Below are 14,666 nucleotides of genomic sequence, written 5' to 3'. Positions count from 1 at the left end.
AGGTAACCGCGAAGGCAAGGGTTTTGCCGTGGCCGCAATGTAAATGGTTCGTGCGCTAAATCGATACAGCGGCGCGGGCGGTCGCAGCCATGCTTGCCAAGCAGTTCCCATATTTCTAAAGCTCTGCTCGCCCGCCAACGGGCGCCTGGTCGGTGCCGGCTGAGGGAGGTGAAGATTGGTCCAAGACCCGCCCGCCAGTGGCCGGATCAGCGCCGACGACATTCGCCGTCGCAAGGGCGGCGTGCCGATCGTCAGCCTGACCGCCTATACCTATCCTGTCGCCCGCCTGCTTGATCCTCACGTCGACCTGCTCTTGGTCGGCGACAGCGTCGCCATGGTGCTGCACGGCCACACGACCACGCTCGGCGCATCGCTGGAGATGATGATCGCGCACGGGCAGGCCGTGATGCGCGGCTCCACCAGGGCTTGCGTGGTCGTCGACATGCCGGCCGGCAGCTATGAGACTTCGGCGGCTGAGGCCGTCGCTTCGGCGCGGCGGATCGTCGAGGAAACGGGCTGCCAGGCGGTCAAGCTGGAGGGCGGCGTCGACATGGCCGGGCAGATCGCTGCGATCGTGGCCAGCGGCATCCCGGTCATGGGCCATATCGGCCTGCAGCCGCAATCGGTGGAGAAGGACGGCGGCTACAAGATCAAGGGCCGGACCGAGGACAATGTCGCGACCCTGTTCCGCGACGCCGAGGCGGTGGAAAAGGCCGGCGCCTTTTCCGTCGTCATCGAGGGCACGGTCGAAAGCGTCGCGGCTGACCTTACCCGCGCCGTCGCCATTCCCACCATCGGCATCGGCGCCAGCCGCGATTGCGACGGCCAGATCCTGGTCATCGACGACATGGTCGGCCTGACCGTCGACCGCGTGCCGAAATTCGTCAAGGAATATGCCCACCTGCGCGATGTCGTCTCGGACGCCGCCGCCCGCTTCGCGGCGGAGGTGCGCGACCGCACTTTTCCCGGCCCGGACCACGTCTTTGCCGCCACACCCGATAAGGACAACGTATGAGCCGACCGATCGTCGTCGAAACGGTTTCCGCCCTTCGCGAGCAAATCCGCGACTGGCGGCGCGAGGGCCTCGGCATCGCCATGGTGCCGACCATGGGCGCGCTGCATGACGGCCACATCTCGCTGGTCAGGATGGCGCTTGCAAGCGCCGAGCGCTGCGTCGTCTCGATCTTCGTCAATCCGGCGCAGTTCGCGCCGACGGAAGACCTCGACAAATATCCGCGCCAACTTGCCCGCGACCTCGACCGGCTGGCCGAAGCCGGAGCGCATCTCGCCTTCACGCCAGGCGTCGCGGAGATGTACCCGGCCGGCTTCGCCACCAGGATTTCCGTCGGCGGCCCCTCCTCCGGCCTGGAATCGGAGTTCAGGCCGAGCTTCTTCGACGGTGTCGCCACCGTCGTGGCCAAGCTCTTCCTGCAGGCGGCTCCCGACCGTGCCATCTTCGGCGAGAAGGACTATCAGCAGCTTTGCGTCGTCAGACAGCTTTGCCGCGATCTCGACCTGCCCGTCGACATCATCGGCGCGCCGACGGTCCGCGACGCGCATGGCCTCGCCATGTCCTCGCGCAACGCCTATCTCGACGAGAAAGGCCTTGCGGTGGCGCGCCAGCTCAACGTGGTTCTGCGTCGGACGGCGGCCGCGCTCGCAGCCGGCGCCGACGAAGCCGGCGCGACCGCCGAGGCCCGGCAGGCGCTCATCGAGGCAGGCTTCCAGAAGGTGGACTATGTCGCCGCGCGCGAAAGCCTGACACTCGCTCCCTGGCGACGCGATCGGGAAGGCCGCTTGCTCGCCGCCGCCTGGCTCGGCACGACCAGGCTGATCGACAACTTGGAAATCCCTGCCAGCATGTAGCCGCCCTGAGGCGCCCGGTCATACCTTTCGCCCGCGGCGCTGCCCCCGCGGTGACTATCCGAGCGCCTTCTCCAGGATAAGTGCCGGCAGCCCTGATCCGCCGCCGCAATCGGCGGTTTTGCCGGCGGACGCAAAGCCTTGCGATCGGTAGAAGGCGATTGCCGCCGCGTTGACCTCTTCCACTTCGAGGCGCAGCTTGTTCGCCTCCGGAAAGCTGACCTCGATCTCGTCGAGCAAGGCCGTGCCGATCCCTTGCCGCTGGCAGGCCGGGTGCACATAGAGCTGGTGCAGGAGGACAATCTTCGGGTCGGTGGTGGCGGCGGCGAAAGCCATGCCGCCGAGCCGCTTGCCGTCGTCGGCGACCAGGAATTCGGAGTTCGGCCGCGTCAGCCGCGCCTTCAGCGAGGCGATCGAATGCCAGTCGTCGGTGATCGCCGTCACCCTTTCGACGCCATAGATGGCGTCATAGGTCGCGTGCCACGTCTCGACCAGCAGCGCGCGGATCGCAACAAGATCGCGCTCGCTGGCGGTACGGACGAACATCGCTTTATTCGATGCCGAGCTTGGCCTTGACCAGGTCGTTGACGGCCTGCGGATTGGCCTTGCCGCCGGTCGCCTTCATCACCTGGCCGACGAACCAGCCGGCCATGGTCGGCTTGGCGCGCGCCTGCTCAACCTTGTCCGGATTGGCGGCGATCACCTCATCCACCGCCTTCTCGATGGCGCCGGTGTCGGTGACCTGCTTCATGCCGCGGCTTTCGACGAGCGCGCGCGGATCGCCGCCCTCGTTCCAGACGATCTCGAACAGGTCCTTGGCGATCTTGCCGGAGATCGTGCCTTCCTTGATCAGGTCGAGGACGGCGCCGAGCTGCTCGGGCGAAACCGGAGCGTTTTCGATGTCTTTGCCGGCCTTGTTGAGGGCGCCGAGCAGATCGTTGATGACCCAGTTGGCGGCGAGTTTGCCATCGCGCCCGGCAGCCACCTTCTCGAAATAGTCGGCGATCGGCTTTTCCGACACCAGGATCGAGGCGTCGTAGGTCGACAGGCCGAGCGCCGCTATCAGCCTTGCCTTCTTGTCGTCCGGCAGTTCCGGCAGGTCCTTGGCCAGCGCGTCGACATAGGCCTGGTCGAATACAAGTGGCAGAAGATCCGGGTCGGGGAAATAGCGGTAGTCATGCGCCTCTTCCTTGGAGCGCATCGAACGCGTCTCGCCCTTGTTGGGGTCGAACAGCCGCGTTTCCTGATCGATCTTGCCGCCATCCTCGAGGACGGCGATCTGTCGGCGCGCCTCGTATTCGATGGCCTGGCCGATGAAGCGGATCGAGTTGACGTTCTTGATCTCGCAGCGCGTGCCGAAGTCGCCGCCCGGCTTGCGCACCGAGACGTTGACGTCGGCGCGCAGCGAGCCTTCGTCCATGTTGCCGTCGCAGGTGCCGAGATAACGCACGATGGTGCGCAACTTGGTCACATAGGCCTTGGCCTCGTCGGCCGAGCGCATGTCGGGCTTGGAGACGATCTCCATCAGCGCCACGCCGGAACGGTTGAGATCGACATAGGACATGGTCGGATGCTGGTCGTGCATCGACTTGCCGGCATCCTGCTCCAGATGCAGCCGCTCGATGCCGACCTCGATGTCCTCGAACTCGCCCTGCCGGTCCGGGCCAACCGAGACGATGACCTTGCCCTCACCGACGATCGGCTGCTTGAACTGCGAAATCTGGTAGCCCTGCGGCAGGTCCGGATAGAAATAGTTCTTCCGGTCGAAGACCGACTTGTGATTGATCTCGGCCTTCAGGCCGAGGCCGGTGCGGATTGCCTGCTTGACGCATTCCTCATTGATGACGGGCAGCATGCCGGGCATCGCCGCGTCGACCAGGCTGACATTGGCATTGGGCGCCGCGCCGAAAGAGGTCGCCGCCCCGGAGAACAGCTTGGCCTCCGAGGTGACCTGGGCATGCACTTCGAGGCCGATGATGACTTCCCAGTCGCCGGTGGCGCCGGGGATCAGGCGTTTTGCGTCGGGCGTGCGGGTATCGATGATGCTCATGGTGGCCTGCGCTTCTGGCTCGCGAGATTTGCGATTTTCGCGAATTTGGGTGTTGGCCTTCGCTAGTGCAATCCGCTCCATCAGACAAGCGCAAAGCCCGCATGCTGGCCTTTTCGGCCGCCTTCGCTTATAGGACGTCCATCCAATGGAGAGTGGATGTCCACTTACGCTCAGTCCCGGTAAGGCCCTGACCTCGTAGCGAGGCAGGGCGACAAAACCTGAAACCCCGTGCCGCGAAATCCCGCGGCGGCGGCTTTTGTTGTTTTCCCGGGAATTCTCCAGATGGACATTTCGCGCATTGAACAGCGCATCCTGCACCTGCTCGCGCAGGGCGGGCGCATCGAAATGGAAAAGAATGCCAGTAAGAAGATCGCTTCGGTCCAATGCCTGACCCGCGACGGCTGGCGCTACCCAGGCGTCGATCTCGAGCTCTTTCGAAAACTGAGACGGAAGAAGGCGGTGTCCTCGTCGGGTGGCGGCCCCTACCGCATCACCCGGCGCGGGCTCGAACTCGTACGCGCCGAACTCGACAACAGATAGAGGCGTTCGCGCCTCAACTTCCGCCGACCGGCAGCGGCCGGCGGATCGTCTGTGCGTCCGCTAGGCGGTGGCGATATAGGCCCTGATCTCCTCGGCCTCGCGCTCGACATCCTCGATGCGACGCTTGACGACGTCGCCGATCGACACGATGCCATAGAGCAGGCCGTCCTTTTCCACCGGCAGATGGCGGAAGCGGCCCTTGGTCATGATCTCCATCACCTCGTTGACGGTGTGGTTCTCGTTGCAGATCTTCACCTTCGGCGTCATCGCCGAACGCACCGCAATATCGAGCGCCGCAGCACCTTCCTTGGCCAGCACGCGCACGATATCGCGCTCGGAGAGGATGCCGACGATCTTGTGGTCGCCATTGGTGATGACCAGCGCGCCGATCCTGTGTTCGGTCAGGATGCGAATGGCCTCGCTCAGCTTTTCGTTCGGCCCGAGCGTCAACACGTCATGGCCCTTCTTCTCGAGAATTGCCTTAACAGTCATGGCGTCCTCCTCAGCTTTTGCTGCCGGTTCCTGCCCTGACCGGCATTCACGTTCCGGTGAACATGGTGCGCCGTGATTGTTTGCATTTCAAGTGCGGCGCGGCCTGTCTGGCCTGCCGCGTCGCGGCAGTCCGACGGATCGCTATCTCAGTAGGATTTCTTCATCGGCCGAATGCTGATCTCCGTTACCTCGGCGGTCCACGGGAGCGTAAGTGAATCAATCACGATTGCGGCGACATCCTCCGGTTGGAGTAGCAGATCTGGCTCGAAAGCTCGTCCCTCGTTCACACATAAATTTTCGGTTCTGGTCGTCGCTGTGCGGCCCGGAAATACGCTGAGAACGCGCACATCGTCCCCATTGACCTCCTGCCTGAGGGTGTCGGCAATGGATTTGAGCGCATGTTGGGTAGCCGCGAAATGGCCTCGTCCTGCTGCGCAAGTCAGCCCCGCGCTTGAGTTGATGAAGACAATTTGACCTCTGGGTCGCCTAAGGAGAGGCAGCGCTTTCTGTGTAAGGACCAGAGGCCCACGCACATTGGCGGCATATTGCAAATCGATCTGCTTCGCAGCGGCCTCTTCCAATTTTCCGTGACTTATGATTCCAGCGCAGTGAACCAGTATGTCAAGGCGGCCGAATGCCCGATCAATACAACGACACAATTGTTTGATCGCTGTTTCATCAGTTAGATCGCATATCCTGATATTGACTTGTTGCCCAAACGGCCTGCAGAGATCGGCTGTGCAATTTAGTCGACTTTCGTCTCGACCCACTAGACATAAACGCGCCCCAGCCATTGCCAGGGCCAAGGAAATGCATCTGCCAATCCCGCCGCTTGCTCCGGCGACCAGGGCGCACTGCTGATAGAGTTTCTTGCTGAACAAAGGGCTCGCAGGATCCTTGGCCTGCGTATCGGGGCCAACATCGCCTGCGATGGCGGCCTCGGCTTTCCCGAGATTGTTGGATTTGGACATCGTCCTAGCTTCCTTTCCACAATGTATGCGTGTGGCGGAGCGCGATGCAAGATGACGAAAAGGTGTAAAGTGGTGGTAAGCCAACGTTCCAAAGCATTAGAATGATGGAGAGATTCCAATAAATAGGCTTCGAAGGGATGCAATCGGAGCAAGAATGGCGCTCGGAAACCTCACGTCTTGGCCCGCAGCAGGGATCGCTCAGGGCGTCCGGTCGCGGCGGTCGAAAACGCGCACCCCGAAAAAGCCGGCGACGAAGCCGCCAATATGGGCCTCCCAGGCGATCTGGCCGTCGATGCCGGGAGCAAAGCCGACAAGTCCGGTGACGAGGTTGATGACCATCCAGACGCCAAGAAAAGTCATGACGCCGCGCGAGCGCAGCACCGCGCCGATCGGCAGCGGCGCTCCGGCGAAGGCCGCATGGCCGGACGAGCGATCGACACGGAAGCCGTAGCGCGCGGCCGCTCCCATCATGCCCGAGATCGCCCCCGACGCGCCGACCAGCGGCGTCTGCTCGAGCGGATGCAAGGCAAAGAACAACGCAACCGCCGCAAGCCCGGTCGCCCCGAAGAACAGCGCGAAGCGAAGCGCGCCGTAGCGGTTCGCCAACGGCGAGCCGAAAGCGGCCAGCCACACCATGTTGATCACGAGATGCGCGAGCCCGCCATGCAGGAAGGCATAGGTGAAGGGGCTGGTGAAAGCATAGACATCGAGATCGTAGCGGCCGGAATAGCGCACCGGGATGAACGCTGCCCGCACCAGCAGGGCGAAATCCTGATCGTCGGTGAGCGCGTAAACGCGGATCAGGTGGACGACGACGCAGATGCCGATCACCGCCAGCACCACCGGCGGCAGATTGAATATCGGTTCGCGGCGCGGCTCGGGCGCGTCATCCGTCTGTTCGATTTCCGAAGGGCTAACCGGTTCGCTCATTCACAACGGGTCCAGGGATTCGATTGGCGAGCTTTAGAGCAAGGGCGCCCAGGTTGAAACACTTCTGTTCCTCCACGGCACCCGGCGCAGCCTCGCTTTCAATTGCTACGAACCGAAAGGAAACGAAGCGGAAATGCTCTGGCGTTCGCGAAACTCGCAACGCGCGTTCTCGGAAGCAACAAGACCCCTTCCTAGAATGCGGCCGATTTTCAAAGGGGCCACCTATCAGAATGCCGGCATGCGCGTGTTCGACATATCCGACCCCTACACGCCGATGGAAACCGGCGCGCTGGTCCCGGCGGCGCCTGCCTGCATGGTCGACAAGCGCCCGAACCGGCCGCAGGTGATCCAGTCGACCGACGTTCGTCGACGCCAACGGCGTCGTCTATTCGCCAGACCACAATGCCGGACCAGCGATCTTGGAATATGAGGGGTGACAAGCGTCACCCGCCGCCCCACCCAACGCAGCCCACCAGCCGAAGCCAACGCACCTTGCCACAAGCCGCCTCCGCCATCGCCGTCTCCGTTGCCGGCATCGAGAAATCCTTCGGCCCGACGCGTGCGCTCGCCGGCGCCGACCTTGCCGTCGCCTCCGGCGAGGTCGTGGCGCTGATGGGCGCCAACGGCGCCGGCAAATCGACCTTGGTGAAGATCCTGTCGGGTTCGCACACGCCGGATGCGGGCACGATCACGCTAGGCGGCAAGGCGATCACCTTCGCCTCGCCCAGCGCCGCCAAGGCCGCCGGCATCGCGACGGTGCATCAAGCGACAGACCAGGCGGGGGCTGCCGGATTGACGGTCGCCGAGAATCTGGCGCTCGACGAGCTCTGCAGCCCGGGCGGGCGTTTTCTGGTCTCGAACAGGTCGATCCGCAAGCGCGCGCGGGAGATCGCGGCGCTGATCGATCTCGACCTGCCGCTCGACCGCGACTTCGTCGATTTGCGCCCAGCCGAACGGCAGTTGATCGCCATCGCCCGCGCCGTCGCGGCGAGCGCCTCCTTGCTGATCCTCGACGAGCCGACATCGAGCCTGTCGGCCACCGAAGCCGAACGGCTGTTCGCCGTCGTCAAGCGGTTGCGCGACAGCGGCATGGCCACCCTCTACATTTCACACCGGCTCGGCGACCTCGCTGCGATCGCCGATCGCGCCGTCGTCATGCGCGGTGGCCGCATGGTCGGCGCTTTTGCCAGGCCGATCGACTTCCCGGCGGCGGTTGCCGCCATGATCGGCCGGCCGCTGGAGGCCGCCACCCATCTTGGCGAGGCGTCGACCGCACCCGTGGTCCTGTCGGTCAAGGGCGCCAGGCTGGTCGCGGGCGCCGCACCTTTCGACCTCGACCTCCGCTCAGGCGAGGTCGTCGCCATCACCGGCACGCTTGGCTCCGGCAAGAGCCGGCTGCTGCGCGCCCTTTTCGGCCTTGAAACCCTTGCCGAAGGCACTTTCGGGCTTGATGGGAAACCCTGGCTTTCGAGCGGGCCAGGACAGTCGATCGAGAACGGCGTGTTCATGGTCGCTGAGGATCGCTGGCAATCCTCGCTGCTGCCTCCGGAAGTTCCCGGCGCCTCCATCGCCGGCACCATCGCCCTGCCGCATCTGAAACGCTGGTTTCCGGGAGGGCTGCTCAGTACCAAGCGCGAGCGCAAGGTCGCCGCCGAGGCGATCGCACGGCTCGGCATCAAGGCGCGCGGTCCGGACGACACGCTCGACGAGCTTTCCGGCGGCAACCAGCAAAAGGTCGTGCTCGCCCGCTGGCAGGCGGCGCCTTGTCGGCTGCTCCTGCTCGACGAGCCGTTCCAGGGCGTCGATGTCGGCGCTCGCGCCGACCTGATCGCCGCCATCCGCGGCAGCCAGAGCGGCTCGGCCACGCTGATCGCGACCAGCGACACCGAGGAGGCGCTGGAAGTCGCCGACCGCATCCTCGTCATGCGCAACCATTCCCTTCATGCGGCCGAAGATGGCCATGGCCCGCTCAGCGACCGGATCGACAGGGTCGAGGGCGAGGAGACCGCCGGAGACCCGCGATGACCGAATTGACGACAACGCAAGCCGCCCCGCGTCCCTCGCTTCTGCGCGAGATCCGCCGATACGCGCTCTTCGCGCTGCTTGCCCTGATGGTCATCGGCTTCTGGTATGTGCAGCCCGCCTTCATCCGCTCGGCCAATCTGTTCTCGATCCTGCAGGCGGTTTCGGTGGTCGCGATCCTCGGCGTCGGGGTGTCAATCACCATGGCGGCGGATGGCTTCGATCTCTCGGTCGGGGCAGCGTCGCCGCCTCCTCGGTGATGGCGGCAAGCTATGCCATGGTCGTGTGGCAGATGGATGCCGCCGAAACGATGGCGCTTGTCCTGCTGATGGGCGCTCTGATCGGCCTCGCCAACGGGCTGCTGATCGTCCGCGTCGGCGTGCCGGATCTTCTCGCGACGCTGGCGACCATGTTCCTGCTGGCTGGCCTGCAGCTGATCCCGACCGGCGGCCGCTCGATCACCGCCGGCATGGTGCTTCCCGACGGCTCGACGGTGCCCGGCGCCTACGATCCTGCCTTCCTGATCCTCGGACGCTCGCGGCTCCTCGACCTCGTTCCGCTGTCCGTCGTGGCGATGGCGCTCGTCGCCCTCCTCGCCTGGTTCCTGATGGAGCGCACGCGCTGGGGGCGCGTCTTCTATGCCATCGGCGGCAACGAGACGGCCGCGCACCTCTCCGGCGCGCCGACCAAGGCGTACCGCCTCTCCGCCTATGTCATCTCGGGCACGCTGGCGTCGCTCGGCGGCCTGATCGTTGCCTCGCGCGTCGGCCGCGGCGACGTCTCGGCCGGCAACTCGCTGCTGCTCGATGCGGTCGCGGCCTCGCTGATCGGCTATGCCGTGCTCGACAAGCGCCGCCCGCATGTGATCGGCACGGTCGTCGGCGCGATCTTCGTCGGCGTGCTCTTGAACGGCCTCACCATGCTGAACGCGCCCTACTACACGCAGGATTTCGTCAAGGGCGTCGTGCTGGTCGGCGCGCTGGCGGCGACCTTCGGCCTCGGAAAGAAGCGCTGAGAGCAATTCCAGGAAAAGTGTGTTTGCGGTTTTCGTCCGTAATTGCGGCGGCATATCTTCTCAGCTTGGCCTCGACGGGTTTAGACTGCAAAAAATTCTCTGATCCTGTCGGCTAGGCCCGCGCTCCGCCGTCCTTGATGGTAGCTATGCGAACGGGAGGAGAAAAATGCCGGAAAAAGTCCTGGTCCTGATCGGCACGAAAAAAGGCGCCTTCATCGCCGAGAGCGACGGCAAGCGCGGGTCTTGGAAGCTGCGTGGTCCGTTCTGCGAGCACTGGCCGATGAATCATGTCGTCGGCGACCCTAAGACCGGCGCGATCTACGGCGCTGGCGGCAATGAGTGGTTCGGGCCGGCGGTCTGGAAGTCGGACGACCTTGGCGAGACCTGGACGCATTCCAGTGAGGGCTTGGCCTATGATGCCGGCGAGGAACCGATCAAGGCGGTGTGGAGCCTCGCAAGGCGCAACGGCAGCCTCTATGCCGGCGTGCAGCCGGCCGGCCTGTTTCGCTCCGATGACGACGGCGTCACCTGGCGCCACATCGAGGGCCTGCAGCGTCACCCAAGCCGCAAGGACTGGAACCCGGGCGGCGCCGGCCTCATCCTCCATTCCATCGTCACGCACCCCAGGGACGAGGAGCAGATCTGGGTGGGCATCTCGTCAGCGGGCGTGTTCTACACCTGGGATGGCGGCAAGACGTGGGAGCCGCGCAACCGCGGCACACGCGCCGACTTCCTGCCCGAAGGGCAAAACTATCCAGAGTTCGGCCAGTGCGTGCACTGCCTGGTGATGGCGCCCGGCAAGCCCGATCGGCTCTACCAGCAGAACCATTGCGGCATGTACCGCTCCGACGACGGCGGCAAGAGCTGGCAGAGCATCGAGAAGGGCCTTCCCTCGACGTTCGGATTTCCCGCGGCCACGCATCCGCGCGACGCCGACACGCTGTTCCTTCTGCCGCTCAACGGCGACAGTGCCGGCCGCTACGTGCCGGACGCGAAGGCGGCGGTCTGGAAGACCGAAGATGCTGGCGCCACCTGGTTGGACGAGCGCAAGGGCCTGCCGCAGGAGAACTGCTATGCGGGCGTGTTGCGGCAGGCTATGGCGACCGACAGCCTCGAGCCGGCCGGCGTCTATTTCGGCACCAGCGGCGGCTCGCTTTTCGCCAGTGCCGATGAAGGCGAAAACTGGTCGGAGATCGCTCAGCATCTGCCCGCGATCCTGTCCGTCGAGGCGATGGTGGTGAGCGAGTAACGCAAATGTCGAACGCCACCGCCCGCAATGTGCCCCTGGTCGTCGCGCGGCTCCCGGGCGTGCTCATCGACCTGTTTCCTGGCGCGCCGCGCCGGGTCGAACTGCCGGCCTCCACCGTGAAGGAAATGATTGACGGGCTGGACGCGCGCTGGCCCGGCATGCGCGACCGAATCTGCGATTCCCGCCCCGCCATCCGCCGCCACATGAACGTCTTCCTCGATGGTGAGAGGGCAACCCTGGAAACCAGGTTAGCGCCCGGCACCGAGGTTTTTGTCCTGACGGCAATCAGCGGCGGCTAGACGCAAAGGGCTGCCCAAGCCTTCGGGCAATTTCTCCTCTCCCGCGCGGCAAGCGAGGGAGAGGAGAAGGAAGATCAGTTGGTTGGAATCCAGCTGGCGGCGGCCGCGTCGCTCTGGCCGAAGGCGGGAAGCTTGGCATCGAGATCCTCGACCGTCTTGATGCCGTTCTTGCGCAGTTCCTCCTGCGTCAGCAGCACCGGCTTGACGACGATGCTGTGTCCCGGATCCTCGCCGGCGACCAGCTTGGCCGCGGCCCGCACCGAAACCGCGCCGACGACAGCCGGATTGGTGGCGGCGGTGGCGACCCACGGGCTTCCTTCCGCGGTGATCTCCGTGATGTCGGCCTGTAGACACGTCGGCCGAGTAGATCTTCACCTTGCCGGAGATGCCGAGTTCGTCGGTGGCGAGTTTCACGCCGCGCGCGAACTCGTCATAGGGAGCGAAGACGACGCTGATATCGGGATTGGCCTGGAAGGCCGCCTTGGTCTGATCGGCGGTCGACACCGCGGTCGTGTCGTTGACCGTTCCCCAGCGCGCCTTCTCGACGATGCCGGGATTGGCCTTCTTGGTCTCGTCCCAGATCTCGTTGCGGCGGTCGAGCGGCGCGAAGCCGGCGACATAGACATAGCCTGCATGGAACGACGTACCGTTGTCCTTGAGCGCCTGGCCGAGCGCCGCCTTGGCAAGCTCGTGATCGGACTGTTCGACCTGCGGGATTTTGGGATTGTCGAGATTGACGTCGAAGGCGACGACCTTGATGCCGGCATCGAGCGCCTTTTGCGCAACGTCCTTCAGCGCCTCGGGCTGGCCGTGGTCGATGATGATGGCCTGCACGCCGAGATTGATCGCCTGCTCGATCTGATCGCGCTGCGCGGCCGCGTCCTGCCGGCCGGAAAAGATCTGCAGGTCGATGTCGAGCGCTTTCGCCTGTTTCGTCGCGCCGGCCTGATAGGCCTGGAAGAAATCACCGGCCGAGATGAAGGTGACGAGCGCCACCTTTACGCCGCCCTTGTCGAAGGGCGCCGGAGCACCGGCGATCCCCGCAGCGGACGCCGCACCGACTGGCACGGCGCAAGCGAGCAGGCCGGCGGCGAATAGTCCTAGAATGGAAGTCTTCATGAGAAATTCCCCGTGAATACGCCGACAAGGCACGTCTCCGGACTGCGGGATCGCCGCCGTCGCGCCTCGATGTGCGAATTCGCGAAAGGTACAGCGGCGGCGGAGCCGCCCGGAACGCAGATTTTTCTCTTTCCAAGCGTGCGATTGGCAAATGTTGCTGTTACCAATCACGCTGTCCGGGGATCGCGCGGCGAGCCTGCGCTCGAGGGCGTCATGGCTGTTGCGGCCGCTGGAGAGCTTCCCGCCCGCTCATGCCGCGAATCGCTGCATGCGCGAATCAAAAAGAAGCCGTCCAAGGTCCCCCCTTGAACGGCCGGTCGAGCCCCCTGCTCCCCTGAAACTCTTAACTGAAGTGCTGCCGATCGTCGCGAAACGACCGCTTCTGGAGTGGTTTTGGTGTGCCACAGGCAGGGTTCGGCGGCAACGTAAACCACTTGTTAACCTTAACGTCCCCGATCCGTGAACAAGTGTTAACGATGCTGGCACGCATCCTGCTCCGCAACGCATGTAGTCATCGGAGGGCGCCCTGTCTGTTCGCCGATGGGACATGAAAAGACAGATTGCGCGAAAGAGCACACAATGAACCAGAACGGATCGATCACGCTGTTCCAATATTGGAACCAGCTGCGTGATGGGCGCCCCGCCCCGAAGCGTTCGGAAGTGGAGCCCGCCGACATCAAGTCGCTTTTGGCCGACACATTCATCCTGGAAAGGGATACGCGCGGTGAAGCCGTGTTCCGGCTGGCCGGGACGAGGCTTTGTGCCGGCTATGGCCGCGAGCTCAAGGGGTTTTCCTTCCCCTCGCTGTGGCGCGAGAAGGACCAACGGCTCGTCTCGCGGCTGGTCCACGGCGTCTTCGAGCAGAAGTCCGTAGTGCTCATCACCTATGAGGGCTTCAGCCGCAACGGCCGTTCCAACAAGTTCGAGCTGCTTGCGCTGCCGCTCGACGGCGGCGTCGAGAATCCGCGCTGCCTCGGCGTCATCAGCGCTGCCGAAAGACCATTCTGGCTCGGCGCCGACCCGATCACCGACGCGCTGATCGATTCGATCCGCGTCGTCGATCCGGACAAGGAGCCGATGTTCCTGAAGAACCGGCCGGCGATCAACGTTCCCTCGCTTGTTCCGTCCGAATTCGACCCGCCAGAAACGTTTTCGGCGCTCGGCCGCGCACGTCGCATCCGTCATCTGGTCGTGTTCGAGGGCGGGCGCGGCGAATAGCCAAATCCGTCTCCGGATCGAGCGCAAAGGGCTCGGCTTTTCCCCTTTGTTAACCTGCTTTGCTGTAGTTTTGCGGGTGAAATTCCTCGCATCTACGCGCGGAATGCCAACGGGGTGTAGGCAGTCATGAGGTCAACGGCGGTCGACTACGCGCCGTCCCGCGCCGAAAGGCGTAACTTTCAGCGCGTCCGGGTCAAGATCTATGGGCGCTTCATGCTGGAGGACCGCACCGAGCACCCGTGCCAGGTGATCGACATGTCGCCGGGCAATGTGGCGCTGCGGACCGAGCGGGTCGGCATGCCGGGCGAGAAGGTCATCGCCTATATCGATCACATCGGCCGCGTCGAGGGCATCGTGACCCGCACCTCGCAGGACGGCTTCGCGATGACGGTCATCGCCTCGGACCGCAAGAAGGACAAGCTCGCCGCGCAGCTGACCTGGCTTGCCAACAAGCACGAGCTCGACCTGCCGGAAGACCGCCGCCACGAACGCGTCGCGCCGCGCAACCCGATGAGCGTGCTTCAGCTCACCGACGGGCGCCAGTACCAGTGCCGCATCATCGACCTGTCGCTCTCGGGCGCGGCGGTCGAGATCGACGTCAAGCCGGCGATCGGCGTGCAGATCATGCTGGGCACGATGCGCGGCCAGGTGGTGCGTCATTTCGAGGATGGCGTCGCCGTCGAATTCGCCGTCATCCAGCGGCCGGAAACACTGGATTCCGAATTCAACACGCCGCGCGCCTGACGAACGGCGCGCGACCAACAACCGAACCGGCCCGTCGCGGCCGGTTTTTTGTTTTTCGCCCGTCCCCGCACCCGCCTGCGCCCGTTAACGAACACCGGCCATTCGGCGCAATGCCGCCCTTAACAAGGCCGCCAGAATTTTAGATCAAGCTAAT

The 14,666-nt window shown here is 64.3% G+C and carries 14 protein-coding genes and 2 pseudogenes; 10 read left to right on the top strand and 6 right to left on the bottom strand.

The features are described from left to right. The first annotated feature begins 175 nt into the window (after positions 1-175). Both panB and panC read left to right on the top strand, forming a co-directional pair. Positions 176-1,015: a 3-methyl-2-oxobutanoate hydroxymethyltransferase gene (gene panB, locus PU724_RS12625; RefSeq protein ID WP_128275882.1), complete on the top strand. Its 840-nt coding sequence runs from the start codon at positions 176-178 to the stop codon at positions 1,013-1,015. Then, on the top strand, positions 1,012-1,866 hold the full coding sequence (panC, locus tag PU724_RS12620; protein WP_127287309.1) for a pantoate--beta-alanine ligase: 855 nt from the start codon (positions 1,012-1,014) through the stop codon (positions 1,864-1,866). The genes panB and panC overlap by 4 nt, the downstream gene beginning before the upstream one ends. A 54-nt stretch (positions 1,867-1,920) precedes the next feature. On the opposite strand, the gene PU724_RS12615 is transcribed toward panC, so the two are convergent. Both PU724_RS12615 and gatB read right to left on the bottom strand, forming a co-directional pair. Continuing rightward, entirely contained in the window at positions 1,921-2,409 is a 489-nt protein-coding gene (locus tag PU724_RS12615; RefSeq protein WP_128346591.1) for a GNAT family N-acetyltransferase, read from the bottom strand. 4 nt (positions 2,410-2,413) lie between these two features. Beyond that, complete coding sequence (gene gatB / locus PU724_RS12610; RefSeq protein ID WP_127286789.1) at positions 2,414-3,913, bottom strand: Asp-tRNA(Asn)/Glu-tRNA(Gln) amidotransferase subunit GatB; 1,500 nt, start codon at positions 3,911-3,913, stop codon at positions 2,414-2,416. Between the two features lie 282 nt (positions 3,914-4,195). Here gatB and PU724_RS12605 point away from each other — a divergent pair, with 282 nt between their 5' ends. Next, positions 4,196-4,453 (top strand): YjhX family toxin, encoded by a 258-nt coding sequence (locus PU724_RS12605; protein WP_127286790.1) that lies wholly within the window; start codon positions 4,196-4,198, stop codon positions 4,451-4,453. Between the two features lie 60 nt (positions 4,454-4,513). Here PU724_RS12605 and PU724_RS12600 read toward each other — a convergent pair whose 3' ends face one another. The 3 genes from PU724_RS12600 to PU724_RS12590 form a co-directional block, all read right to left on the bottom strand. Beyond that, positions 4,514-4,945: a CBS domain-containing protein gene (locus PU724_RS12600; protein ID WP_126054363.1), complete on the bottom strand. Its 432-nt coding sequence runs from the start codon at positions 4,943-4,945 to the stop codon at positions 4,514-4,516. A gap of 146 nt (positions 4,946-5,091) precedes the next feature. Beyond that, positions 5,092-5,916, bottom strand: a complete 825-nt coding sequence (locus PU724_RS12595) for an SDR family oxidoreductase (protein WP_127286791.1) — start codon at positions 5,914-5,916, stop codon at positions 5,092-5,094. Between the two features lie 198 nt (positions 5,917-6,114). Then, entirely contained in the window at positions 6,115-6,846 is a 732-nt protein-coding gene (locus PU724_RS12590; protein ID WP_127393669.1) for a rhomboid family intramembrane serine protease, read from the bottom strand. Between the two features lie 196 nt (positions 6,847-7,042). Here PU724_RS12590 and PU724_RS12585 point away from each other — a divergent pair, with 196 nt between their 5' ends. From PU724_RS12585 to PU724_RS12565, 5 genes and pseudogenes are all read left to right on the top strand, one after another. Then, positions 7,043-7,276 carry a hypothetical protein gene (locus PU724_RS12585; RefSeq protein WP_348633283.1) on the top strand — a complete coding sequence of 78 codons (234 nt, stop codon included), beginning with the start codon at positions 7,043-7,045 and terminating at the stop codon, positions 7,274-7,276. A gap of 62 nt (positions 7,277-7,338) precedes the next feature. Further along, the gene (locus PU724_RS12580; protein ID WP_354421940.1) at positions 7,339-8,871 is read left to right on the top strand and encodes a sugar ABC transporter ATP-binding protein; all 1,533 of its coding nucleotides are present in this window, start codon (positions 7,339-7,341) and stop codon (positions 8,869-8,871) included. Then, positions 8,868-9,883 (top strand): annotated as a pseudogene (locus PU724_RS12575) (ABC transporter permease). The gene PU724_RS12580 and the pseudogene PU724_RS12575 overlap by 4 nt, the downstream one beginning before the upstream one ends. Before the next feature lie 166 nt (positions 9,884-10,049). Beyond that, positions 10,050-11,132: a WD40/YVTN/BNR-like repeat-containing protein gene (locus PU724_RS12570; protein ID WP_354421942.1), complete on the top strand. Its 1,083-nt coding sequence runs from the start codon at positions 10,050-10,052 to the stop codon at positions 11,130-11,132. 5 nt (positions 11,133-11,137) lie between these two features. Beyond that, positions 11,138-11,431: a MoaD/ThiS family protein gene (locus tag PU724_RS12565; RefSeq protein WP_127286331.1), complete on the top strand. Its 294-nt coding sequence runs from the start codon at positions 11,138-11,140 to the stop codon at positions 11,429-11,431. Positions 11,432-11,505: 74 nt separating this feature from the next. On the opposite strand, the pseudogene PU724_RS12560 reads toward PU724_RS12565, so the two are convergent. Continuing rightward, a pseudogene (locus PU724_RS12560) lies at positions 11,506-12,550 on the bottom strand (substrate-binding domain-containing protein). Between the two features lie 579 nt (positions 12,551-13,129). On the opposite strand from PU724_RS12560, the gene PU724_RS12555 reads away from it, so the two are divergent. Beyond that, positions 13,130-13,768, top strand: a complete 639-nt coding sequence (locus PU724_RS12555; protein WP_127286333.1) for a PAS domain-containing protein — start codon at positions 13,130-13,132, stop codon at positions 13,766-13,768. A 126-nt stretch (positions 13,769-13,894) separates the two neighbouring features. After that, positions 13,895-14,512: a PilZ domain-containing protein gene (locus tag PU724_RS12550; protein ID WP_127286334.1), complete on the top strand. Its 618-nt coding sequence runs from the start codon at positions 13,895-13,897 to the stop codon at positions 14,510-14,512. Positions 14,513-14,666 lie beyond the last annotated feature (154 nt).

This window comes from Mesorhizobium abyssinicae, from assembly GCF_049887195.1.
GTDB classification, from domain to species: domain Bacteria; phylum Pseudomonadota; class Alphaproteobacteria; order Rhizobiales; family Rhizobiaceae; genus Mesorhizobium; species Mesorhizobium abyssinicae.
This window is presented reverse-complemented; position numbering and strand designations above follow the sequence as displayed.

Excerpts from the sequence above, each read along its gene's own strand:
- panC (WP_127287309.1), top strand. The coding sequence starts at position 1,012 with ATGAGCCGACCGATCGTCGTCGAAACGGTTTCCGCCCTTCGCGAGCAA.
- PU724_RS12615 (WP_128346591.1), bottom strand. The coding sequence starts at position 2,409 with ATGTTCGTCCGTACCGCCAGCGAGCGCGATCTTGTTGCGATCCGCGCG.
- gatB (WP_127286789.1), bottom strand. The coding sequence starts at position 3,913 with ATGAGCATCATCGATACCCGCACGCCCGACGCAAAACGCCTGATCCCC.
- PU724_RS12605 (WP_127286790.1), top strand. The coding sequence starts at position 4,196 with ATGGACATTTCGCGCATTGAACAGCGCATCCTGCACCTGCTCGCGCAG.
- PU724_RS12600 (WP_126054363.1), bottom strand. The coding sequence starts at position 4,945 with ATGACTGTTAAGGCAATTCTCGAGAAGAAGGGCCATGACGTGTTGACG.
- PU724_RS12595 (WP_127286791.1), bottom strand. The coding sequence starts at position 5,916 with ATGTCCAAATCCAACAATCTCGGGAAAGCCGAGGCCGCCATCGCAGGC.
- PU724_RS12590 (WP_127393669.1), bottom strand. The coding sequence starts at position 6,846 with ATGAGCGAACCGGTTAGCCCTTCGGAAATCGAACAGACGGATGACGCG.
- PU724_RS12585 (WP_348633283.1), top strand. The coding sequence starts at position 7,043 with ATGCGGCCGATTTTCAAAGGGGCCACCTATCAGAATGCCGGCATGCGC.
- PU724_RS12570 (WP_354421942.1), top strand. The coding sequence starts at position 10,050 with ATGCCGGAAAAAGTCCTGGTCCTGATCGGCACGAAAAAAGGCGCCTTC.
- PU724_RS12565 (WP_127286331.1), top strand. The coding sequence starts at position 11,138 with ATGTCGAACGCCACCGCCCGCAATGTGCCCCTGGTCGTCGCGCGGCTC.
- PU724_RS12555 (WP_127286333.1), top strand. The coding sequence starts at position 13,130 with ATGAACCAGAACGGATCGATCACGCTGTTCCAATATTGGAACCAGCTG.
- PU724_RS12550 (WP_127286334.1), top strand. The coding sequence starts at position 13,895 with ATGAGGTCAACGGCGGTCGACTACGCGCCGTCCCGCGCCGAAAGGCGT.